Genomic DNA, 16,043 nt, shown 5'->3' on the forward strand with positions numbered 1-16,043 from the left:
GACAATAAAGCCTTGTGGGATTAGTTTTCCTGCTGACGGATCCGACGCATGGATCGCTGGATCCGGCTGTCTTCCCTCTGCATATCCAACAAGGTGTCCTCGATAAAGGCCAGGTGCTCATGACAAGCTGCCCTGGCCCGCTCCGGAGCCCCCGACAGGATAGCCTCGATCAGATGCGCGCGATGGCGACGGATCTTGGCGACCACTCCCGGACGGCGATTCAGAATTTCGTTATTGCGTAAAATGTTCTGCTCAAGCATGGGGCCCATGGCCCGCAGCAGATGCAGCAGCACCACGTTGTGGGACGCCTCGGCCACCGCCAGATAGAACTGGGTGACAGCAGCGGATTCGCTGACCAGCGAGCCTTGCTGGCCGGCCTCCTCGATGGCGGACTGCACCTGACGGATGCGCTCGAAATCGGCGTCTGTACCCCGTAACGCAGCATAGTAGGCGCAGATGCCTTCCAGTGCGTGGCGAAACTCCAGCAGGTCATACTGGGCTTCCGGGTGGGTGCTGAGCAGCTCGAACAGGGGATCGGCGATCCCTTTGCTCAAGGCGTTTTGTACGTAAGTGCCGCCGCCCTGACGACGATACAAGAGTCCTCTTGCCTCGAGGCGCTGGATGGCTTCGCGCAGCGAGGGGCGCGACACCTGAAACTGGATGGCCAGTTCCCGCTCGGGCGGCAACTTCTGGCCCGGCTGCAAACTGCCTTCCAGAATCATCTGTTCCAGCTCGGCGACAATGGCGTCGGCCAACTTGGGTTGAGTAATCTTGAGATAGGGCATGAGGCTGCTTTGTTAAATTGGTATTACCAATTTCATGAATGGGGCGAAAATTAGCAGAGGGCATGGGAAAAGTCCACCCAAAAGATGATCTGAATCAAGAATCAACCTTGCCACTTAAGAGGTAAAGAGAGGGATTTATGATTTAGCTCATAGAAATTGGTCAGACCAATATTTTTGACATCGCTCACAGGCAACATTTGATCAACAGCCAGCAAAAATGGCCTGCCATAAAGGCAAGCCATTGTTTTAAAAACACAAACTTATTTTTAGAATAATTACTTAAAGTTGAGTGCCTGACGGTAGCGCGGCCATTCGAAACTGTCACCCGGATCCGTCTTGCGCCCCGGCGCTATGTCGCAGTGGCCAACGATGCGATCCGCCGTAATGGCGGGATAATAGTTGGATAAGGTTCGGCTGAGCCCGACCAGTGCCTCGTATTGTGCATCCGTGTAGGGCTGCTCATCGGTCCCTTCCAGCTCGATCCCGATGGAAAAGTCGTTGCATGCCTCGCGTCCCTGCCAGCTCGATACCCCCGCATGCCAGGCTCTGTCACCAAACGGCACATATTGCACCAGCTCACCGTCGCGCCGGATTAAGCAGTGCGCCGAGACCCGCAGCTGATGGATACCGGCAAAATAGGGGTGAGCATCGGGATCGAGCCGCCCAAGGAAAAGATCATCGATGAAGGGGCCGCCAAACTGGCCAGGCGGCAGGCTGATGCCATGCACCACCAGCAGGGAGATATCGCTCGGGGTGGCCCGCTCGTTGTGGTGCGGTGACGGCACCTTGCGGGCTTGCTCACACCAACCGTCTGAATCAATGGAAAATACTATTTTTGGCTGAGTCATTGTCTACTCGCTCTGCAATGGGATGGCACATCTGGCAACACTGGGCGGGCAACAAGGCGATCCACCTCTCAGGCTCATCGCAGTCGCCTCATGACAACGGGCAACTGTGGTAGGCTGGGCCATCTTCCGCTCGACTCAGGAAAGGATATGCACCCGATGGCACGCCGCTTCTGGTTGCTGGCCTGGCTCTCCCTGATGGGATTGCTGACCCTCTATTTTCATGCCCGCGAACAACCGTCGGTGACCGCCAGCGGCGACCTGCTGCTCAAGGCCGATGCCAGCGGCCACTATCGTCTGGAGGGTGCCATCAACGGTCAGCCGGTGCAACTGCTGCTCGATACCGGTGCGACCCGCATTACCGTGCCACAACAGGTTGCCGAGCGGCTTGGCCTGACCGCCCGCGGCAGCAGTCAGGTGAATACGGCAGCCGGCTTTATCCGGGTCGGCAACGGCACCATCGAAACGCTGGCGATGGGACCACTGACCTTGTACGATCTGGCCATTTTCATCAATCCGGCAGCGGCTGGCGACGAGGTCCTGGTAGGCATGAACGCCCTCGGCCGGCTGGAGCTGGTTCAAAAGGAGCGGCAGTTGCTGCTCAGACCTTTGCAGGAATAAAAGGCATGCTACAACAGGACATCCGCCGCGCCGTGCGCGCCGCACTACTCGAAGACTTGGGCGATGCCCTCACCCCGTTGGATCAACCGGATGCCAGCGCCGACATCACGGCCCAGCTGATCCCGGCGGATCGCCTCGCCAGCGCCAGGGTCATCACCCGCGAGGCTGGCGTATTTTGCGGCCAGCCCTGGGTCGATGAGGTGTTTGTCCAGCTTGGTGGCGAAGTCAGAGTTGAATGGCTGGTACAAGATGGCGAAGTGCTCTCCCCCAATCAGGAACTGTTTCGCCTGCATGGCCCGGCACGCGTGTTGCTGACCGGTGAGCGCAATGCCCTCAACTTCGTGCAGACCCTCTCCGGAGTGGCCTCTCTTACCGCTCGCTACGTGGCCGAGCTGGCAGATACCGATTGTCGGCTGCTCGATACCCGCAAAACCCTGCCCGGCCTTCGCAGCGCCCAGAAGTACGCAGTCACCTGCGGCGGCGGCAAGAACCACAGGATCGGCCTGTTCGACGCTTACCTCATCAAGGAAAACCATATTCTCGCCTGTGGCGGCATCGCTGAAGCAATCAGCGAAGCACGCCGTCTCAACCCGGGTAAACCAGTAGAGGTGGAAGTCGAATCCCTGGTCGAGCTGGCGCAGGCCTTGGCTGCCGGCGCCGACATAGTGATGCTGGATAACTTCGACATTCCCATGATGCGCGAAGCGGTTACCCTCAATCAGGGCCGGGCCAAGCTGGAGGTATCTGGCAATGTCACGCTGGATACCCTGGCGGACTATGCCGCAACTGGAGTCGATTTTATCTCGGTTGGTGCACTGACCAAGCATGTACGCGCTCTGGATCTCTCGATGCGATTCATCTAGCCGAAGAGGCATCATCATGCCCCCATCTTGTCGCTGACATATAACAAGATGAAGGACTTGCAAAAGGCGCCACGGGCGCCTTTTCTTTAAGGCAGGATCCCTCGACAAAGGAGTGTGAGATGGACCCATCCCCGCCAGTAAAAAAGAGTCGATAGGGACTCTTTATCCATGATTTATATCAAAATTTTCGCAAATGACAGAAAGATTGTTAACAAAGACCCCGGCCTCTGTTGCCAAGTCAAACAGCTCGGATAAGATACTGACGTGTGGATAGTTTTCCACCGGCACTTCCCAGGAACCAAGGACAAAAAGGATATTTGAAATGAAGAAACAATCAGGCTTTACCCTTATCGAATTGATGATCGTGGTCGCGATCGTCGCCATTCTGGCGGCAGTAGCACTGCCGGCTTATCAGACTTATACTGAAAAAGCTAAATTCTCAGAAGTGATTGCTGTAACCGGTCCCGCCAAAACTGCCTATGAAATCTGCGTTCAGTCAACCCCGGGTACATTTGATGCCACAGCCAATACAGGCTGTGCTACACAAGCAGCTACAGCAGGTACTGGAGCATTCAAATCTGGCAGCACAGCTATCGCATCTGTTGGTGCAACAGCAACTGCAGCCACTGGTGTGTCTATTACCGCAACCGCAGGAAGCGATTTTAAACAAGTCGGTTCACCCGCGGCGGCACCAACCTTCGTTCTCGTTGGCACTGTTGACGCGACAACCAAACAAGTCACATGGACTCGTAATACAGGAACTTGTTTTGCGAATAGCCTCTGTTGACACATGACATCTAGCCCCAATAGCGGCCTGGCGTTAAGCTTGGCCGCCTCTTCCCTGCTCAGTGAGTCCGACTCACAGCGCTATCTGAGCCAAGCCAAGGCGCAGCGTAAACCCTTTGTGACCTTCCTGATCGAAAACGAAATCCTCGACAGCAAGGCATTGGCTGACTTCTGTGAGCTGGAGTATGGGGTACCTCTGCTGGATCTTGCCGCCTTCGACTTGGGCGAGATCCCACAGAAATACCTCAATCAGAAGCTGATTGAAAAACATCACGTCCTGCCCATCTACACCCAGGGACACACCCTCTATATCGCCATGTCAGATCCCACCAATGTCTCGGCACTGGAGGATTTTGGCTTCAGCTTCGGGTTGCATACCGAGGCGCTGCTGGTCGAGGAGAACAAGCTGACAGCCGCCATCGGCAAACTGATGGAGAACGATCAGGATGCCCTCGGCATGGAGGACATCGACGAATCCGAGATTTCCGAACTGGAGGTGTCGGATGAGGGGTCGCGACTCGACGAGAGCGTCAATACAGCTGACGATGACGCCCCCATCGTCAAATACATCAACAAAATCATGATGGATGCCATCAAGCGCGGTGCCTCTGACCTTCACTTCGAGCCCTATGAGACCAAATACCGCATCCGCTTTCGGATAGACGGTATTCTACATGAGATAGCGACCCCACCGGTCAACCTGGCCAACCGCTTCTCGGCCCGCCTCAAGGTGATGGCACGGCTCGACATCGCCGAGCGGCGACTGCCCCAGGATGGCCGCATCAAGCTGAAGTTGTCGCGCAACAAGTCGATGGATATGCGGGTCAATACCCTGCCCACCATGTGGGGTGAAAAGATCGTTATCCGCCTGCTCGACTCCTCCGCCGCACGCCTCAATATCGAGCAGCTCGGTTTCGACGATCGCCAGAAGGCGCAATATCTGCGTGCCCTCTCCAAGCCACAGGGCATGATTCTGGTGACCGGCCCTACTGGTTCGGGCAAGACGGTTTCACTCTATACCGGTCTCAATATTCTCAATACCACCGAGGTCAATATCTCCACAGCTGAAGATCCGGTGGAGATCAACCTGCCCGGCGTCAATCAGGTGCAGGTCAATCCCAAGGCAGGGCTGACCTTCGCCAGCGCCCTGCGTTCGTTCTTGCGCCAAGACCCCGACGTAGTCATGGTAGGTGAAATCCGAGATCTGGAGACCGCAGAAATTGCCATCAAGGCCGCCCAGACCGGCCACCTGGTGCTCTCCACCCTGCACACCAACTCAGCGGCGGAAACGCTGACCCGGATGATGAACATGGGAGTCCCCGCCTTCAATATCGCCTCCTCGGTCACCCTGATCATGGCTCAGCGGCTGGCGCGCAAACTGTGCGATCACTGCAAAGCCCCCGAAGTGGTGCCAGAGGCTGAGCTGCTTGAGCTGGGTTTTACCCAGCAGCAGCTGGCGGCTGGTTTGCGGCTGTTCAAACCAGTTGGCTGCAAAGAGTGCTCGGGGGGGTACAAGGGCCGGGTCGGCATCTACGAAATCATGCTAATGTCTGAAAACATCGCAAAATTGATCATGCAGGGGGCCAACTCTCTGCAAATTGCCGCCATCGCCCAGAAGGAAGGCATGCGTACCTTGCGTACCTCTGGCCTTGAGAAGGCCCGCCTGGGGGTAACCAGTCTGGCGGAGATAAACCGGGTAACAACCAACTGACAGAGTCTATCGCTCAGCCGATTCATCCAGGTGCCGCCGGCCCTGGCGATTTCCATCAGGCCGAGGCTGCTTCTCCTCATGACGAGCAACCCTGGCCCCATTGCAGGACGCAGTGATGGCAACGCTAACCCAGAAACAGAATGCCCCCAAGAAAGTCTTCGCCTTTCGCTGGAGCGGGGTGAATCGCAAGGGCCAGAAGGTCTCCGGCGAATTGCAGGCCGACAGCATCAACACGGTCAAAGCAGAGCTGCGCAAGCAAGGTGTCAACGTCACCAAGGTGAGCAAGAAGAGCCAGGGGCTCTTCTCCAAGGGCGGCGCCAAGATCAAGCCGATGGACATCGCCGTCGTCTCCCGCCAGATCACCACCATGCTGTCAGCCGGCGTACCTCTGGTCCAGAGCTTGCAAATCATCGCTCGCAGCCACGAGAAGGCAGCCATGCGCGAGCTCATGGGGCAGATTGCCGCCGATGTGGAGACCGGCACCCCTATGTCCGAGGCACTGCGCCGCCACCCCCGTCACTTTGACGATCTCTACTGCGATCTGGTGGAGGCTGGCGAGCAGTCCGGCGCCCTGGAGACCATCTACGATCGCATCGCCACCTATCGCGAGAAATCGGAAGCCCTCAAGTCCAAGATCAAGAAAGCCATGTTCTACCCCACCATGGTCATCCTGGTGGCCATTGTCGTTACCTCCATCCTGCTGCTGTTTGTCATTCCCCAGTTCGAGGACATCTTCAAGAGCTTCGGTGCCGAGCTGCCCATCTTCACTCAGTTCGTCATCGGCATCTCCCGTTTCATGCAGAACTGGTGGTATGTGATCTTTGGCGGCATAGCGCTCGCTATCTTTCTCTACGTGCGCGCCTGGCGCGCCTCCCAGAAGGTCAAGGACAACACCGACAAGTTCATACTGACCATCCCCGTGGTCGGCATGATATTGCACAAGGCCGCTATGGCCCGTTTCGCCCGCACCCTCTCCACCACCTTCTCCGCCGGTATTCCACTAGTGGATGCCTTGGTCTCTGCGGCAGGAGCCTCCGGTAACTATGTCTACCGCACTGCCGTCATGGCCATTCGCAACGAGGTGGTGGCCGGTATGCAGATCAATGTGGCCATGCGCACCGTCGATCTGTTCCCGGACATGGTGATCCAGATGGTGATGATCGGCGAGGAGTCTGGCGCCATCGATGATATGCTCTCCAAGGTCGCCACCATCTTCGAGCAGGAGGTGGACGATCTGGTCGACGGCCTCACCAGCCTGCTGGAGCCTCTCATCATGGTGGTGCTGGGGGTTCTGGTCGGCGGCATGGTGGTCGCCATGTATCTGCCCATCTTCAAACTGGGATCGGTGATCCACTGATCCCCCATCAATCCGAGACTCAATGTTGCTGATCACTGACGTTTTTCACAGCCTGCCCTGGCTCTATTTCTCGCTGGTATTCCTCTTTTCTCTGATGATCGGCAGTTTTCTCAACGTGGTGATCCATCGCCTGCCCATCATGCTGGAGCGGGAGTGGCAGGCCGAATATCTGGGCTATTTCAATCCGGAAACACAGCCGCAACAGGAAGAGCGCTACAACCTGATGGTGCCGCGTTCTGCCTGTCCCCATTGCGGCCACGCCATCACGGCCATGGAGAACATCCCCCTGCTCAGCTGGCTCTGGCTCAAGGGGCGCTGCCGTGAATGCCAGGCCCCCATCTCGGCCCGTTATCCTCTGGTGGAGCTGCTGACGGCCCTGCTCTCGCTGATTGTCGCCGCAACATACCCACCGGGCTGGGGCTTGCTGGCCGCCCTGCTGCTCACCTGGGTGCTGGTGGCGCTCACTTTCATCGATCTGGACAAGATGCTGCTGCCAGACCAGCTGACCCTGCCACTGCTGTGGGGCGGCCTGCTGTTCAATTTGGCAGGGGGATTTGCACCGCTGGCCGATGCGGTGATCGGCGCCATGGCCGGCTATCTGGTGCTCTGGAGCCTCTACTGGGCCTTCAAGCTGCTGACCGGCAAGGAAGGGATGGGCTATGGCGACTTCAAGCTGCTGGCGGCGCTAGGCGCCTGGCTCGGCTGGCAGGCACTGCCCATCGTACTGCTGCTCTCGTCGCTGGTTGGCGCTTTCATCGGGATTGGTCTCATTCTGCTGCGCAACCATCATCAGAACAAACCCATCCCCTTCGGCCCCTATCTGGCCATCGCCGGCTGGATCGCGCTGCTATGGGGCGATACCATCACCCGCTGGTACCTCACGACGTTTCTCTGACCAAGGCAGCACTGACCCATGTATGTAGTCGCAATCACCGGCGGAATTGGCAGCGGCAAGACCACGGTTGCCAATCAATTTGCAGAGCTCGGCATCGAAGTTGTGGATGCGGACGTCATCGCCCGCGAGGTCGTGGAGCCCGGTACCCCGGCCCTCGCCGCCATCGCCGACCATTTTGGCTCAGAAGTCATCACCCCTGATGGCCAGCTCGATCGCCGTCGGCTGCGTGAGCGGGTTTTCACTGACCCACAGGCCAAGGGCTGGCTCAACGCCCTGCTCCACCCCCTCATTCGCACCGAGATGCAGCGCCAGTGTGCGGCCGCTCGCTCCCCCTATTGCTTGCTGGTAGTGCCCTTGCTGGTGGAAAACCGGCTCACTGCCCTGGCCAATCGGGTACTGGTGATCGACGTGGACGAGGCGACCCAGATTGAGCGTACCTGCCGCCGGGACGGCGTGAGCCACGAGCAGGCCCAAGCCATCCTGGCCGCCCAGGCGAGCCGGGCCGAGCGGCTGGCGGCAGCCGACGATGTGCTGGACAACCAGAATGGCACGCCCGAGGCAATAAAGAGCCGAATTTTAGCGCTGCACGAGACATATCTGGCATTTGCCTCTCAACAAGCCCGCCAACTGTGAGTACACTAGGCCGGTTTATGGCTGGCCAGGATTAGGCATGATTTACGATTTTCCCCTCAATGAAAAAAGCCGGACCTATCTTCGTCTGGAGTCCCTGTTTTCCCAGATCCGCGACAATCTGGAGAGCGACCAGTCCTGGGCACATATCGCCTTTTTCAAGGGTCTGTTCGACCTGCAGGAGTTGCTGGAACGCGGCGACCTGCGCGCCGACCTGATCAAGGATCTGGAGCGCCTCGGCCAGCGCCTGAGCCACTGGGCCAGCCTGCCCGATGTCGACTTGGAGCAGATCAGCCAGATGCAGCAGGAGAGCGCCCAGCTCTCCCGCGACCTGCTGAGTGCCCCGCGTCCCGGTGCCCGTCTCAAAGAGGATCGGCTGCTCGGCTCCATTCGCCAGCGCTTCTCCATTCCGGGCGGGTTGTGCGCCTTCGACGTGCCGCAACTGCACCACTGGCTCGCTACCCCGGCCATCGCCCGTCATCAGCAGATGCAGCTGTGGCTGAGCGACATCAACCTGTTGATGAACGCCATCTCCCTGCTGCTGCGGCTGTGGCGTGAGTCCGGCAACTTCAGTGAGCAGGTTGCCGTCAACGGCTTCTTCCAGGATACCGCCGAGAGCGCCGAGCTGATCCGCATCCGTCTGACCGGCACCCAGCAGTGCTACCCCACCCTGAGCGGCCACAAGAACCGGTTCGCCCTGCGTTTCCTGCCCACCACGGAGCAGCAGATCGGTGATGTCCCCTTCCAGCTTGCCTGCTGCTGAGGAGTATTCATGGTGACCAAAGTAAAGTGCCCGACCTGCCAAACCGAGCTGGAATGGGGCCCGCAAAGCCCGTTTCGCCCGTTCTGCAGCAAGCGCTGCCAGCTGATCGATCTCGGCGAGTGGGCCGACGAGGAGAAGCGGATCCCGGGGGAAATAGACCCGGAGCTGCTGCCCTACCCCGAAGAAGGGGAGCAGTGGCAGTAAGCCAGCAAGCAAAAAGGGCCCGATATGGCCCTTTTTATTTTGGTACGCACTGCGGCTCACATCAGCCCTGTGCAGCCAGCGATGCCTGCAGGCGCGTCACGATCGGGCCATTGGCGTCGGGGAAATGGTACTCGTGCAGCGAGGCCAGCGGCACCCAGCGACACTCCTGCCCCTCCTTGCCGAACGGCTCGCCGCTGAAGCGGGTCACCTTCCAGATATCCAGCAGCACCTGCTTGTCCGGGTAGTCGTGATGCAGTTCCATGAAGGGGGCGCAATCCTGCACCCGGATCCCGATCTCTTCCCACAGTTCGCGATCCAGCGCAGTAAGCAGATCCTCCCCGGCTTCCACCTTGCCGCCTGGAAACTCCCAGCGATCCCCCTGATGGCGATCGGCGGAGCGCTTGGCGATGAAGATATCGCCCCGTTCGTTCTCGATGACGCCGACCGCCACCCAGATCCGTTTCTTCTGTTCCATCATTGTCCTCAACGTAAACACGGCAAACGGGCAATCCAGGGCGCCAGCCGACGGGCCTGCGGCTCCCTTTGTGCCGTAAAGATATCCTGCCCCACATGTTCGCTCCCGCCAGGGGCGGGCTGCGGCCAGGGAATGGCACCGGGCGGCGTGAAGCAGCGATCGTGCACCAGACAGCTCTGCGAGAGATAACCCCAGAGCCGGTCGCGCAAAAACCATTGGTCGATGTTCGGCGCCTCCATCACGTCGGGCTGATAGCCTTCGAGCAGGGGCGCCAACGGCGGCAATACGCCGGCCACCCCGCCCCACATCCCCGCCAGCACCAGATCGGTATGACTCCACCAGTCGCGCATGATATGAAACCAGCGCGTCGATGCAAGCCACTCCTGTACCGCCAGTCGCTCGCGCACGCCCGGCACCGAATCCACATCCCGCACCAGGAAGCGCCCCACCAATGGATCATTGGCCACCTGGAAGCGCCAGCACAGACGCTGACGCAAAGGCTGACCGGCAGGCTGCAACAAGAGCTCAGCCCCCAGTTCGCGCAGCGCAGCGAGCAACTCGGCAGGCACGCTCTCATCCACGTAGAAACGCACCCGCCAGCCCGGGTAGAGATAGGCCGCCGCCAGCACGTTGTCGATGGCCCCCCGCAGATAGCGAGGCTCGCTGCCCCACAGGGAAAAAGCGATGACATCCGGCTTGCGACTGCCATCGGCCCACCAGACGGCCGGTTCTGCCGCAGGCAATGACCAGGATGGTGGCGCCTTGCCCGCCGACCGGGCCTTGAGGGCCAATGAGCGGGTTCCCGCCAGGGCAGCCTCATCGTGGCGATCCAGCTTGGCCAACGAGGCGCAGAGGGCGTCCAGCGCGTGGAAATCATCGGGGGCGCGCTGCAGCAGGGTCTGCAAGCGTGCCACTGCCAGCTCGTACTGACCGGCCCGCGACAAGCAAGCGCAGAGGTTGCGCAGCACCTCGTCATTGCCGGATTCGGCCTTGTGGGCCATCTCCAGCACCTGCGCCGCGGAAGCCGCGGTCGTCGCACAGAAAGAGGTAATAGGCAAACTGCAGTTGCAAGGCTACCGGCTTGGCCGCGCTGCCGTTGAGCCGGGCCAGCAGTTGCTGGATGGCAACCTGGCGCTGGCCCGCCAGCCAGCTGTTGTGGGCAGTGGTATCCCATCCTGTCGGCATCTTGCTCATCGCACGGCTCTCCCTCTTTACCTGCCGGAAATGAATGCACCGCCCGGAGGCGGTGCATCATCGTCATTGCGCTATCAGGTCAACTGACCGTGACAGTGCTTGTATTTTTTGCCTGAACCGCATGGGCAGGGGTCATTGCGTCCCACCTTCTGCTCGTCCCGCACGAAGGTAACCGGCGCCGCTTCGGCCTGGGCCTCGTCGTCAGCCAGCTGGTTGTCGGCCGCAGCATGGGTGTAGGTGCGGGGAGCGGCTTCGGCCTGCTGGCGCTGCTGCTCTTCCATCGCCTCCACATCGCGCTCCTGAACCTGTACCCGGCTCAGGATGCTGACCACGTCGCGCTTGAGGGTTTCCAGCATCTGGGTGAACAGATCGAAGGACTCGCGCTTGTACTCCTGCTTGGGGTTCTTCTGGGCGTAACCGCGCAGATGGATGCCCTGACGCAGGTGATCCATGGCCGCCAGGTGCTCTTTCCACAGGCCGTCCAGGGTTTGCAGCATCACCGCCTTCTCGAAGTTGCGCAGCACCTCCTTGCCGACCAGCTCTTCCTTGTGGGCATAGAGTTTGGTGGCTTCATCCAGGATGCGCTCGCGCAGCTTCTCTTCATAGAGCTTGTCGTCTTCCGCCAGCCACTGCTGCAACGGCAGATCCAGCGCGAAGTCGGACTTCAGGCGGGCTTCCAGACCCGGCACGTCCCACATCTCTTCCAGGGACTGCGGCGGGATGTACTCGTCGATGATGGCACCATAGACATCGTCACGGATGACGTGGATGGTCTCGGAGATGTCGCTGGTGTCCAGCAGCTCGTTGCGCTGCTCGTAGACCACCTTGCGCTGATCGTTGGCAACGTCATCAAACTCCAGCAAGCTCTTGCGGATGTCGAAGTTGCGACCTTCCACCTTGCGCTGGGCATTTTCGATGGCCTTGGTCACCCACGGGTGCTCGATGGCCTCGCCCTCTTCCATCCCCAGCTTCTTCATCATGCCGGTGACGCGATCGGAGGCGAAGATCCGCATCAGGGTATCTTCCATGGAGAGGTAGAAACGGGAGGAACCCGGGTCGCCCTGACGACCGGAACGGCCGCGCAGCTGGTTGTCAATACGACGGGATTCGTGGCGCTCGGTACCTATGATGTGCAGACCACCAGCGGCCAGTACCGAATCGTGACGCACCTGCCAGGACGCTTTCAGCTCGGCGATTTGTGCCTCGGTCGGGTTCTCCAGCTGAGCGATTTCCGCTTGCCAGTTGCCGCCGAGCACGATGTCGGTACCACGACCGGCCATGTTGGTGGCGATGGTGACGGCGCCGGTCTGACCGGCCTGGGCGACGATCTCCGCCTCCATGGCGTGGAACTTGGCGTTCAGCACCTTGTGCGGGATGTTTTCCTTGGTCAGGATGCCGGAGAGCAGCTCGGAGTTCTCGATGGAGACGGTACCGACCAGCACCGGCTGGCCGCGCTCGACGCAACCGCGAATGTCTTCGATGATGGCGGCATATTTCTCGTTGGCGGTCAGGTAGACCAGATCGCCCATGTCTTTGCGCACCATCGGCTTGTTGGTCGGGATAACCACGGTATCCAGGCCATAAATCTGCTGGAATTCAAAAGCCTCGGTATCAGCAGTACCGGTCATGCCCGCCAGCTTGTCGTACAGACGGAAGTAGTTCTGGAAGGTGATGGAGGCCAGGGTCTGGTTCTCGTTCTGGATCTTGACCCCTTCCTTCGCCTCGACCGCCTGATGCAGACCATCGGACCAGCGACGGCCCGGCATGGTACGGCCGGTGTGCTCGTCGACGATGACGATCTCGTCCTTCTGGACGATGTAGTCGACGTTGCGTTCAAACAGGGTGTGAGCACGCAGGCCGGCGTTGACGTGGTGCAGCAGGCTGATGTTGGTGGCGGAGAACAGGGAATCGTCCTCGGCCAGCAGCCCCTCTTTCTTGAGCAGCTCTTCTACGAAGATCTGGCCGTTCTCGGTCAGCAATGCTTGGCGGTTCTTCTCGTCCACCGTGTAGTGGCCGTCGCCGGTGTACTCTTCGGAGTCTTCCTTGTCCTGCTTAACCAGCAGCGGGATCAGCTTGTTGACGCGGATATAGAGCTCGGAGCTGTCTTCTGCCGGGCCGGAGATGATGAGCGGGGTACGGGCTTCATCGATGAGCACCGAGTCCACCTCATCCACCAGCGCGTAGTTGAGCGGACGCTGCACGCGCTGCTCGGGCGAGAACGCCATGTTGTCGCGCAGGTAGTCGAAACCGAATTCGTTGTTGGTACCGTAAGTGATGTCGGCGGCGTAGGCGTCACGCTTCTGGGACGCGTCCATGCCGGGCACGTTGCAGTCGACTGTCATGCCGAGGAAGGCAAACAGCGGGCGGTTCGCCTCGGCGTCACGCTTGGCCAGATAGTCGTTCACGGTCACCACGTGCACACCGCGACCGCTCAGGGCATTCAGGTAGGCCGGCAGGGTCGCGGTGAGGGTCTTACCTTCACCTGTCTTCATCTCGGCGATGCGGTTGGAGTTCAGCACCATGCCACCGATCAGCTGAACGTCGAAGTGACGCATGCCGAACACCCGGCGAGAGGCTTCACGCACGGTGGCAAAGGCCTCCGGCAGCAACTGCTCCAAGGTCTCACCCTGCTCCAGACGCTGACGATACTCGGCCGTCTTGGCCTGCAGCTGTGCATCGGACAGAGCTTCGAACTGAGGCTCCATCGCATTGATCTGTTTTACAATTTTGCGCAGAGCCTTGAGCGTTCTGTCGTTCCGGCTGCCGATAATCTTGGTAAGCAGTGTGCTAATCATGGGTACCAACTATTTCTGGTTATATAAGTGTTCCGTCACTGGAACCTGGAGAAAAAAACCTAACCCCGTCTGGCATTGAGAAAACGCGCGGGGTCCACCTGACGACCATCTTTCAACACTTCGTAATGCAAATGGACCCCGGTCGCGCGACCGGTGCGTCCCATCAAGGCAATTTTCTGGCCCTCATCGACCAGGGTGCCCACTTCGACCAGCAACTTGGAGTTGTGGGCATAGCGGGTCACCAAACCATTGCCGTGGTTGATCTCCACCATGTTGCCAAATTCCGGATGACGGCCCGCCCAGCTCACTACGCCCGGGCCCGTCGCCAGAATGGGGGTGCCGGGCTTGCCACGGAAATCCACCCCTTTGTGCATCTTGGCGCGACCGTTGAACGGATCGACCCGGCCACCGAAGCCAGAGGAGACCCAAACCCGCTCCTGCTTGACCGGTGTTCCGGAAATAAAGCCGGCATCGGTTATATGGTGATTCATGATGAAAGATTCAAGTACCGACAGCTGCTCTTCACGACTGCTGAGCTGCTGGCTGAGATGCTTCATGGAGTCCTGCAGCTCGTTGAGGCTGACTTCCAGATCCGCATCATAGGAGGGGCCGCCCATGGGGGGCAGCTCCTTGAAATTGAACTCTTCGGGATCAAGGTCGGCCTTTTCGGTCAGCCGCTCGCCGAGCGCGTTGAGACGACCCAGCTGCCCCTGCATGGTGCCCACCTGGGCGGCCAGCATGGCAAGCTGTTCGCGGGCTTCATCTGCCCCTTGCGTGGATTTTTGCTGTTCGGCCATGGCCAGCGCGACTTCCAGCGCCTCCATTTTTTGATGCCAGCTCTGCCAGAGCCAGCCACCACTCAGGGCCAATACAGTGAAGAAGATACCGCCGACCCAGGCCAGACGTTGTTTCGGTAAGTGCAACTTGCGTCGCTGCTTGCCATTGAGGATCAGGGTAATGCTCATAGAAATCAGTCTGCTCGGTCAGGTGTGGCCATTGGCCCGCACGGGAAATAAAACCGGGAGATAATCGGTATTACAGAATGGAGTAAACAAATGACGGAACGTCGGTGCGGAGAGAGGACCGACGTTCCGTTGCACAGCTATCAGGCCAGAACCAGACCGTTATCGTAGTAAGCGATGGGCGCTTTGTCGCCCTCACCCTCGAAGGTCACCAGTTCCCAGGCCTCCTGCTTGGCCAGCAAGGCACGCAGCAGCTTGTTGTTCAGGGCATGGCCGGTCTTGTAGGCACGGAATTCGCCGATGATGCTGCGGTTACACATGTAAAGGTCACCGATCGCATCCAACATCTTGTGTTTGACGAATTCATCTTCATAGCGCAGACCATCTTCGTTCAGTACCCGGTAGTCATCCAGCACCACGGCGTTTTCCAGGCTTCCGCCCAGCGCCAGGTTCTGGGAACGCAGGTACTCGATGTCACGCATGAAACCGAACGTACGAGCACGGCTGATCTCTTTCACGAAAGAGGCACCAGAGAAGTCCAGCACGCAACGCTGATTGCGTCCTTCAAATACCGGATGCTGGAAGTCGATCTCGAGATCCATTTTGAAGCCGTTGCGATAGGGGTGGAATTCCGCCCACTTGTCACCGTCTTCAACCCGGATGCTCTGCTTGATCCGCACAAACTGCTTGGGTGCATTCTGTTCACGGATACCGACTTCTTGCAGCAGGTAGATAAAGGGGTGCGCACTGCCGTCCATCACCGGGATCTCGGGCGCATCAACCTCGACATAGAGGTTGTCGATGCCCATCCCGGCCAGCGCGGCAGAGAGGTGCTCAATGGTAGAGACTCGGACACCGGCTTCATTGACCAGAGCGGTACAAAGCACGGTATCACGCACCTGATCGGCATTGGCTGGCAGCTCAACCACAGGATTCAGATCGGTACGCAAGTAAACGATCCCTGTGTTAACAGGCGCCGGACGGAACGTCATTGTGACTTTCCGGCCCGAATGCAGGCCGACACCGGTGGCCTGGACACTCGTTTTCAAGGTTCTTTGTCTAATCATGGGCGTATCCGCTTAACAGCTCAAATTCCTGACCAGATGGTCGTTGCCGGGCCATCTTAGCACATTCCTTAAGCAACAAACAAACCAGCG

15 protein-coding genes and 1 pseudogene are annotated in these 16,043 nt (G+C 59.1%); 9 read left to right on the forward strand and 7 right to left on the reverse strand.

The genetic code is table 11. The features are described from left to right. Positions 1-20: 20 nt before the first annotated feature. Both pdhR and ampD read right to left on the reverse strand, forming a co-directional pair. Positions 21-785 carry a pyruvate dehydrogenase complex transcriptional repressor PdhR gene (gene pdhR, locus OKB87_RS13685; protein WP_011707564.1) on the reverse strand — a complete coding sequence of 255 codons (765 nt, stop codon included), beginning with the start codon at positions 783-785 and terminating at the stop codon, positions 21-23. Positions 786-1,060: 275 nt separating this feature from the next. Next, positions 1,061-1,633 carry a 1,6-anhydro-N-acetylmuramyl-L-alanine amidase AmpD gene (gene ampD, locus OKB87_RS13690; RefSeq protein WP_270827751.1) on the reverse strand — a complete coding sequence of 191 codons (573 nt, stop codon included), beginning with the start codon at positions 1,631-1,633 and terminating at the stop codon, positions 1,061-1,063. Between the two features lie 147 nt (positions 1,634-1,780). On the opposite strand from ampD, the gene OKB87_RS13695 reads away from it, so the two are divergent. From OKB87_RS13695 to yacG, 9 genes are all read left to right on the forward strand, one after another. Further along, entirely contained in the window at positions 1,781-2,251 is a 471-nt protein-coding gene (locus OKB87_RS13695; RefSeq protein WP_024944772.1) for a retropepsin-like aspartic protease family protein, read from the forward strand. Between the two features lie 5 nt (positions 2,252-2,256). Beyond that, positions 2,257-3,114 carry a carboxylating nicotinate-nucleotide diphosphorylase gene (gene nadC / locus OKB87_RS13700; RefSeq protein ID WP_270827752.1) on the forward strand — a complete coding sequence of 286 codons (858 nt, stop codon included), beginning with the start codon at positions 2,257-2,259 and terminating at the stop codon, positions 3,112-3,114. Between the two features lie 322 nt (positions 3,115-3,436). Then, positions 3,437-3,901: a pilin gene (locus OKB87_RS13705; protein WP_045788906.1), complete on the forward strand. Its 465-nt coding sequence runs from the start codon at positions 3,437-3,439 to the stop codon at positions 3,899-3,901. Between the two features lie 3 nt (positions 3,902-3,904). Continuing rightward, positions 3,905-5,611, forward strand: coding sequence for a PilB family type IVa pilus assembly ATPase TapB (gene tapB / locus OKB87_RS13710; RefSeq protein WP_270827754.1), 1,707 nt, complete (start codon positions 3,905-3,907; stop codon positions 5,609-5,611). Between the two features lie 115 nt (positions 5,612-5,726). After that, positions 5,727-6,968: a type II secretion system F family protein gene (locus OKB87_RS13715; protein ID WP_011707570.1), complete on the forward strand. Its 1,242-nt coding sequence runs from the start codon at positions 5,727-5,729 to the stop codon at positions 6,966-6,968. Positions 6,969-6,990: 22 nt separating this feature from the next. Then, positions 6,991-7,863, forward strand: a complete 873-nt coding sequence (locus tag OKB87_RS13720) for a prepilin peptidase (RefSeq protein ID WP_270827755.1) — start codon at positions 6,991-6,993, stop codon at positions 7,861-7,863. An 18-nt stretch (positions 7,864-7,881) separates the two neighbouring features. Further along, complete coding sequence (coaE, locus tag OKB87_RS13725; protein ID WP_270827756.1) at positions 7,882-8,496, forward strand: dephospho-CoA kinase; 615 nt, start codon at positions 7,882-7,884, stop codon at positions 8,494-8,496. A 37-nt stretch (positions 8,497-8,533) separates the two neighbouring features. Further along, positions 8,534-9,256: a cell division protein ZapD gene (gene zapD / locus OKB87_RS13730; RefSeq protein ID WP_270827757.1), complete on the forward strand. Its 723-nt coding sequence runs from the start codon at positions 8,534-8,536 to the stop codon at positions 9,254-9,256. A gap of 9 nt (positions 9,257-9,265) precedes the next feature. Then, complete coding sequence (yacG, locus tag OKB87_RS13735; protein ID WP_005305661.1) at positions 9,266-9,460, forward strand: DNA gyrase inhibitor YacG; 195 nt, start codon at positions 9,266-9,268, stop codon at positions 9,458-9,460. Positions 9,461-9,521: 61 nt separating this feature from the next. Here yacG and mutT read toward each other — a convergent pair whose 3' ends face one another. From mutT to lpxC, 5 genes and pseudogenes are all read right to left on the reverse strand, one after another. Beyond that, positions 9,522-9,935 carry an 8-oxo-dGTP diphosphatase MutT gene (gene mutT, locus OKB87_RS13740; protein WP_016352173.1) on the reverse strand — a complete coding sequence of 138 codons (414 nt, stop codon included), beginning with the start codon at positions 9,933-9,935 and terminating at the stop codon, positions 9,522-9,524. 8 nt (positions 9,936-9,943) lie between these two features. Then, positions 9,944-11,129, reverse strand: a pseudogene (locus OKB87_RS13745) (tetratricopeptide repeat protein). A gap of 74 nt (positions 11,130-11,203) precedes the next feature. Then, positions 11,204-13,924: a preprotein translocase subunit SecA gene (gene secA / locus OKB87_RS13755; RefSeq protein WP_270827760.1), complete on the reverse strand. Its 2,721-nt coding sequence runs from the start codon at positions 13,922-13,924 to the stop codon at positions 11,204-11,206. Positions 13,925-13,983: 59 nt separating this feature from the next. Then, a complete protein-coding gene (locus tag OKB87_RS13760; RefSeq protein WP_016352175.1) occupies positions 13,984-14,889 on the reverse strand; it encodes a M23 family metallopeptidase in 906 nt (301 codons plus the stop codon). A gap of 140 nt (positions 14,890-15,029) precedes the next feature. Next, complete coding sequence (gene lpxC, locus OKB87_RS13765) at positions 15,030-15,953, reverse strand: UDP-3-O-acyl-N-acetylglucosamine deacetylase (RefSeq protein ID WP_011707578.1); 924 nt, start codon at positions 15,951-15,953, stop codon at positions 15,030-15,032. Positions 15,954-16,043 lie beyond the last annotated feature (90 nt).

It is taken from the genome of Aeromonas sp. Y318-1, assembly GCF_027706125.1.
In the GTDB taxonomy this organism is placed as follows: Bacteria; Pseudomonadota; Gammaproteobacteria; order Enterobacterales; family Aeromonadaceae; genus Aeromonas; species Aeromonas hydrophila.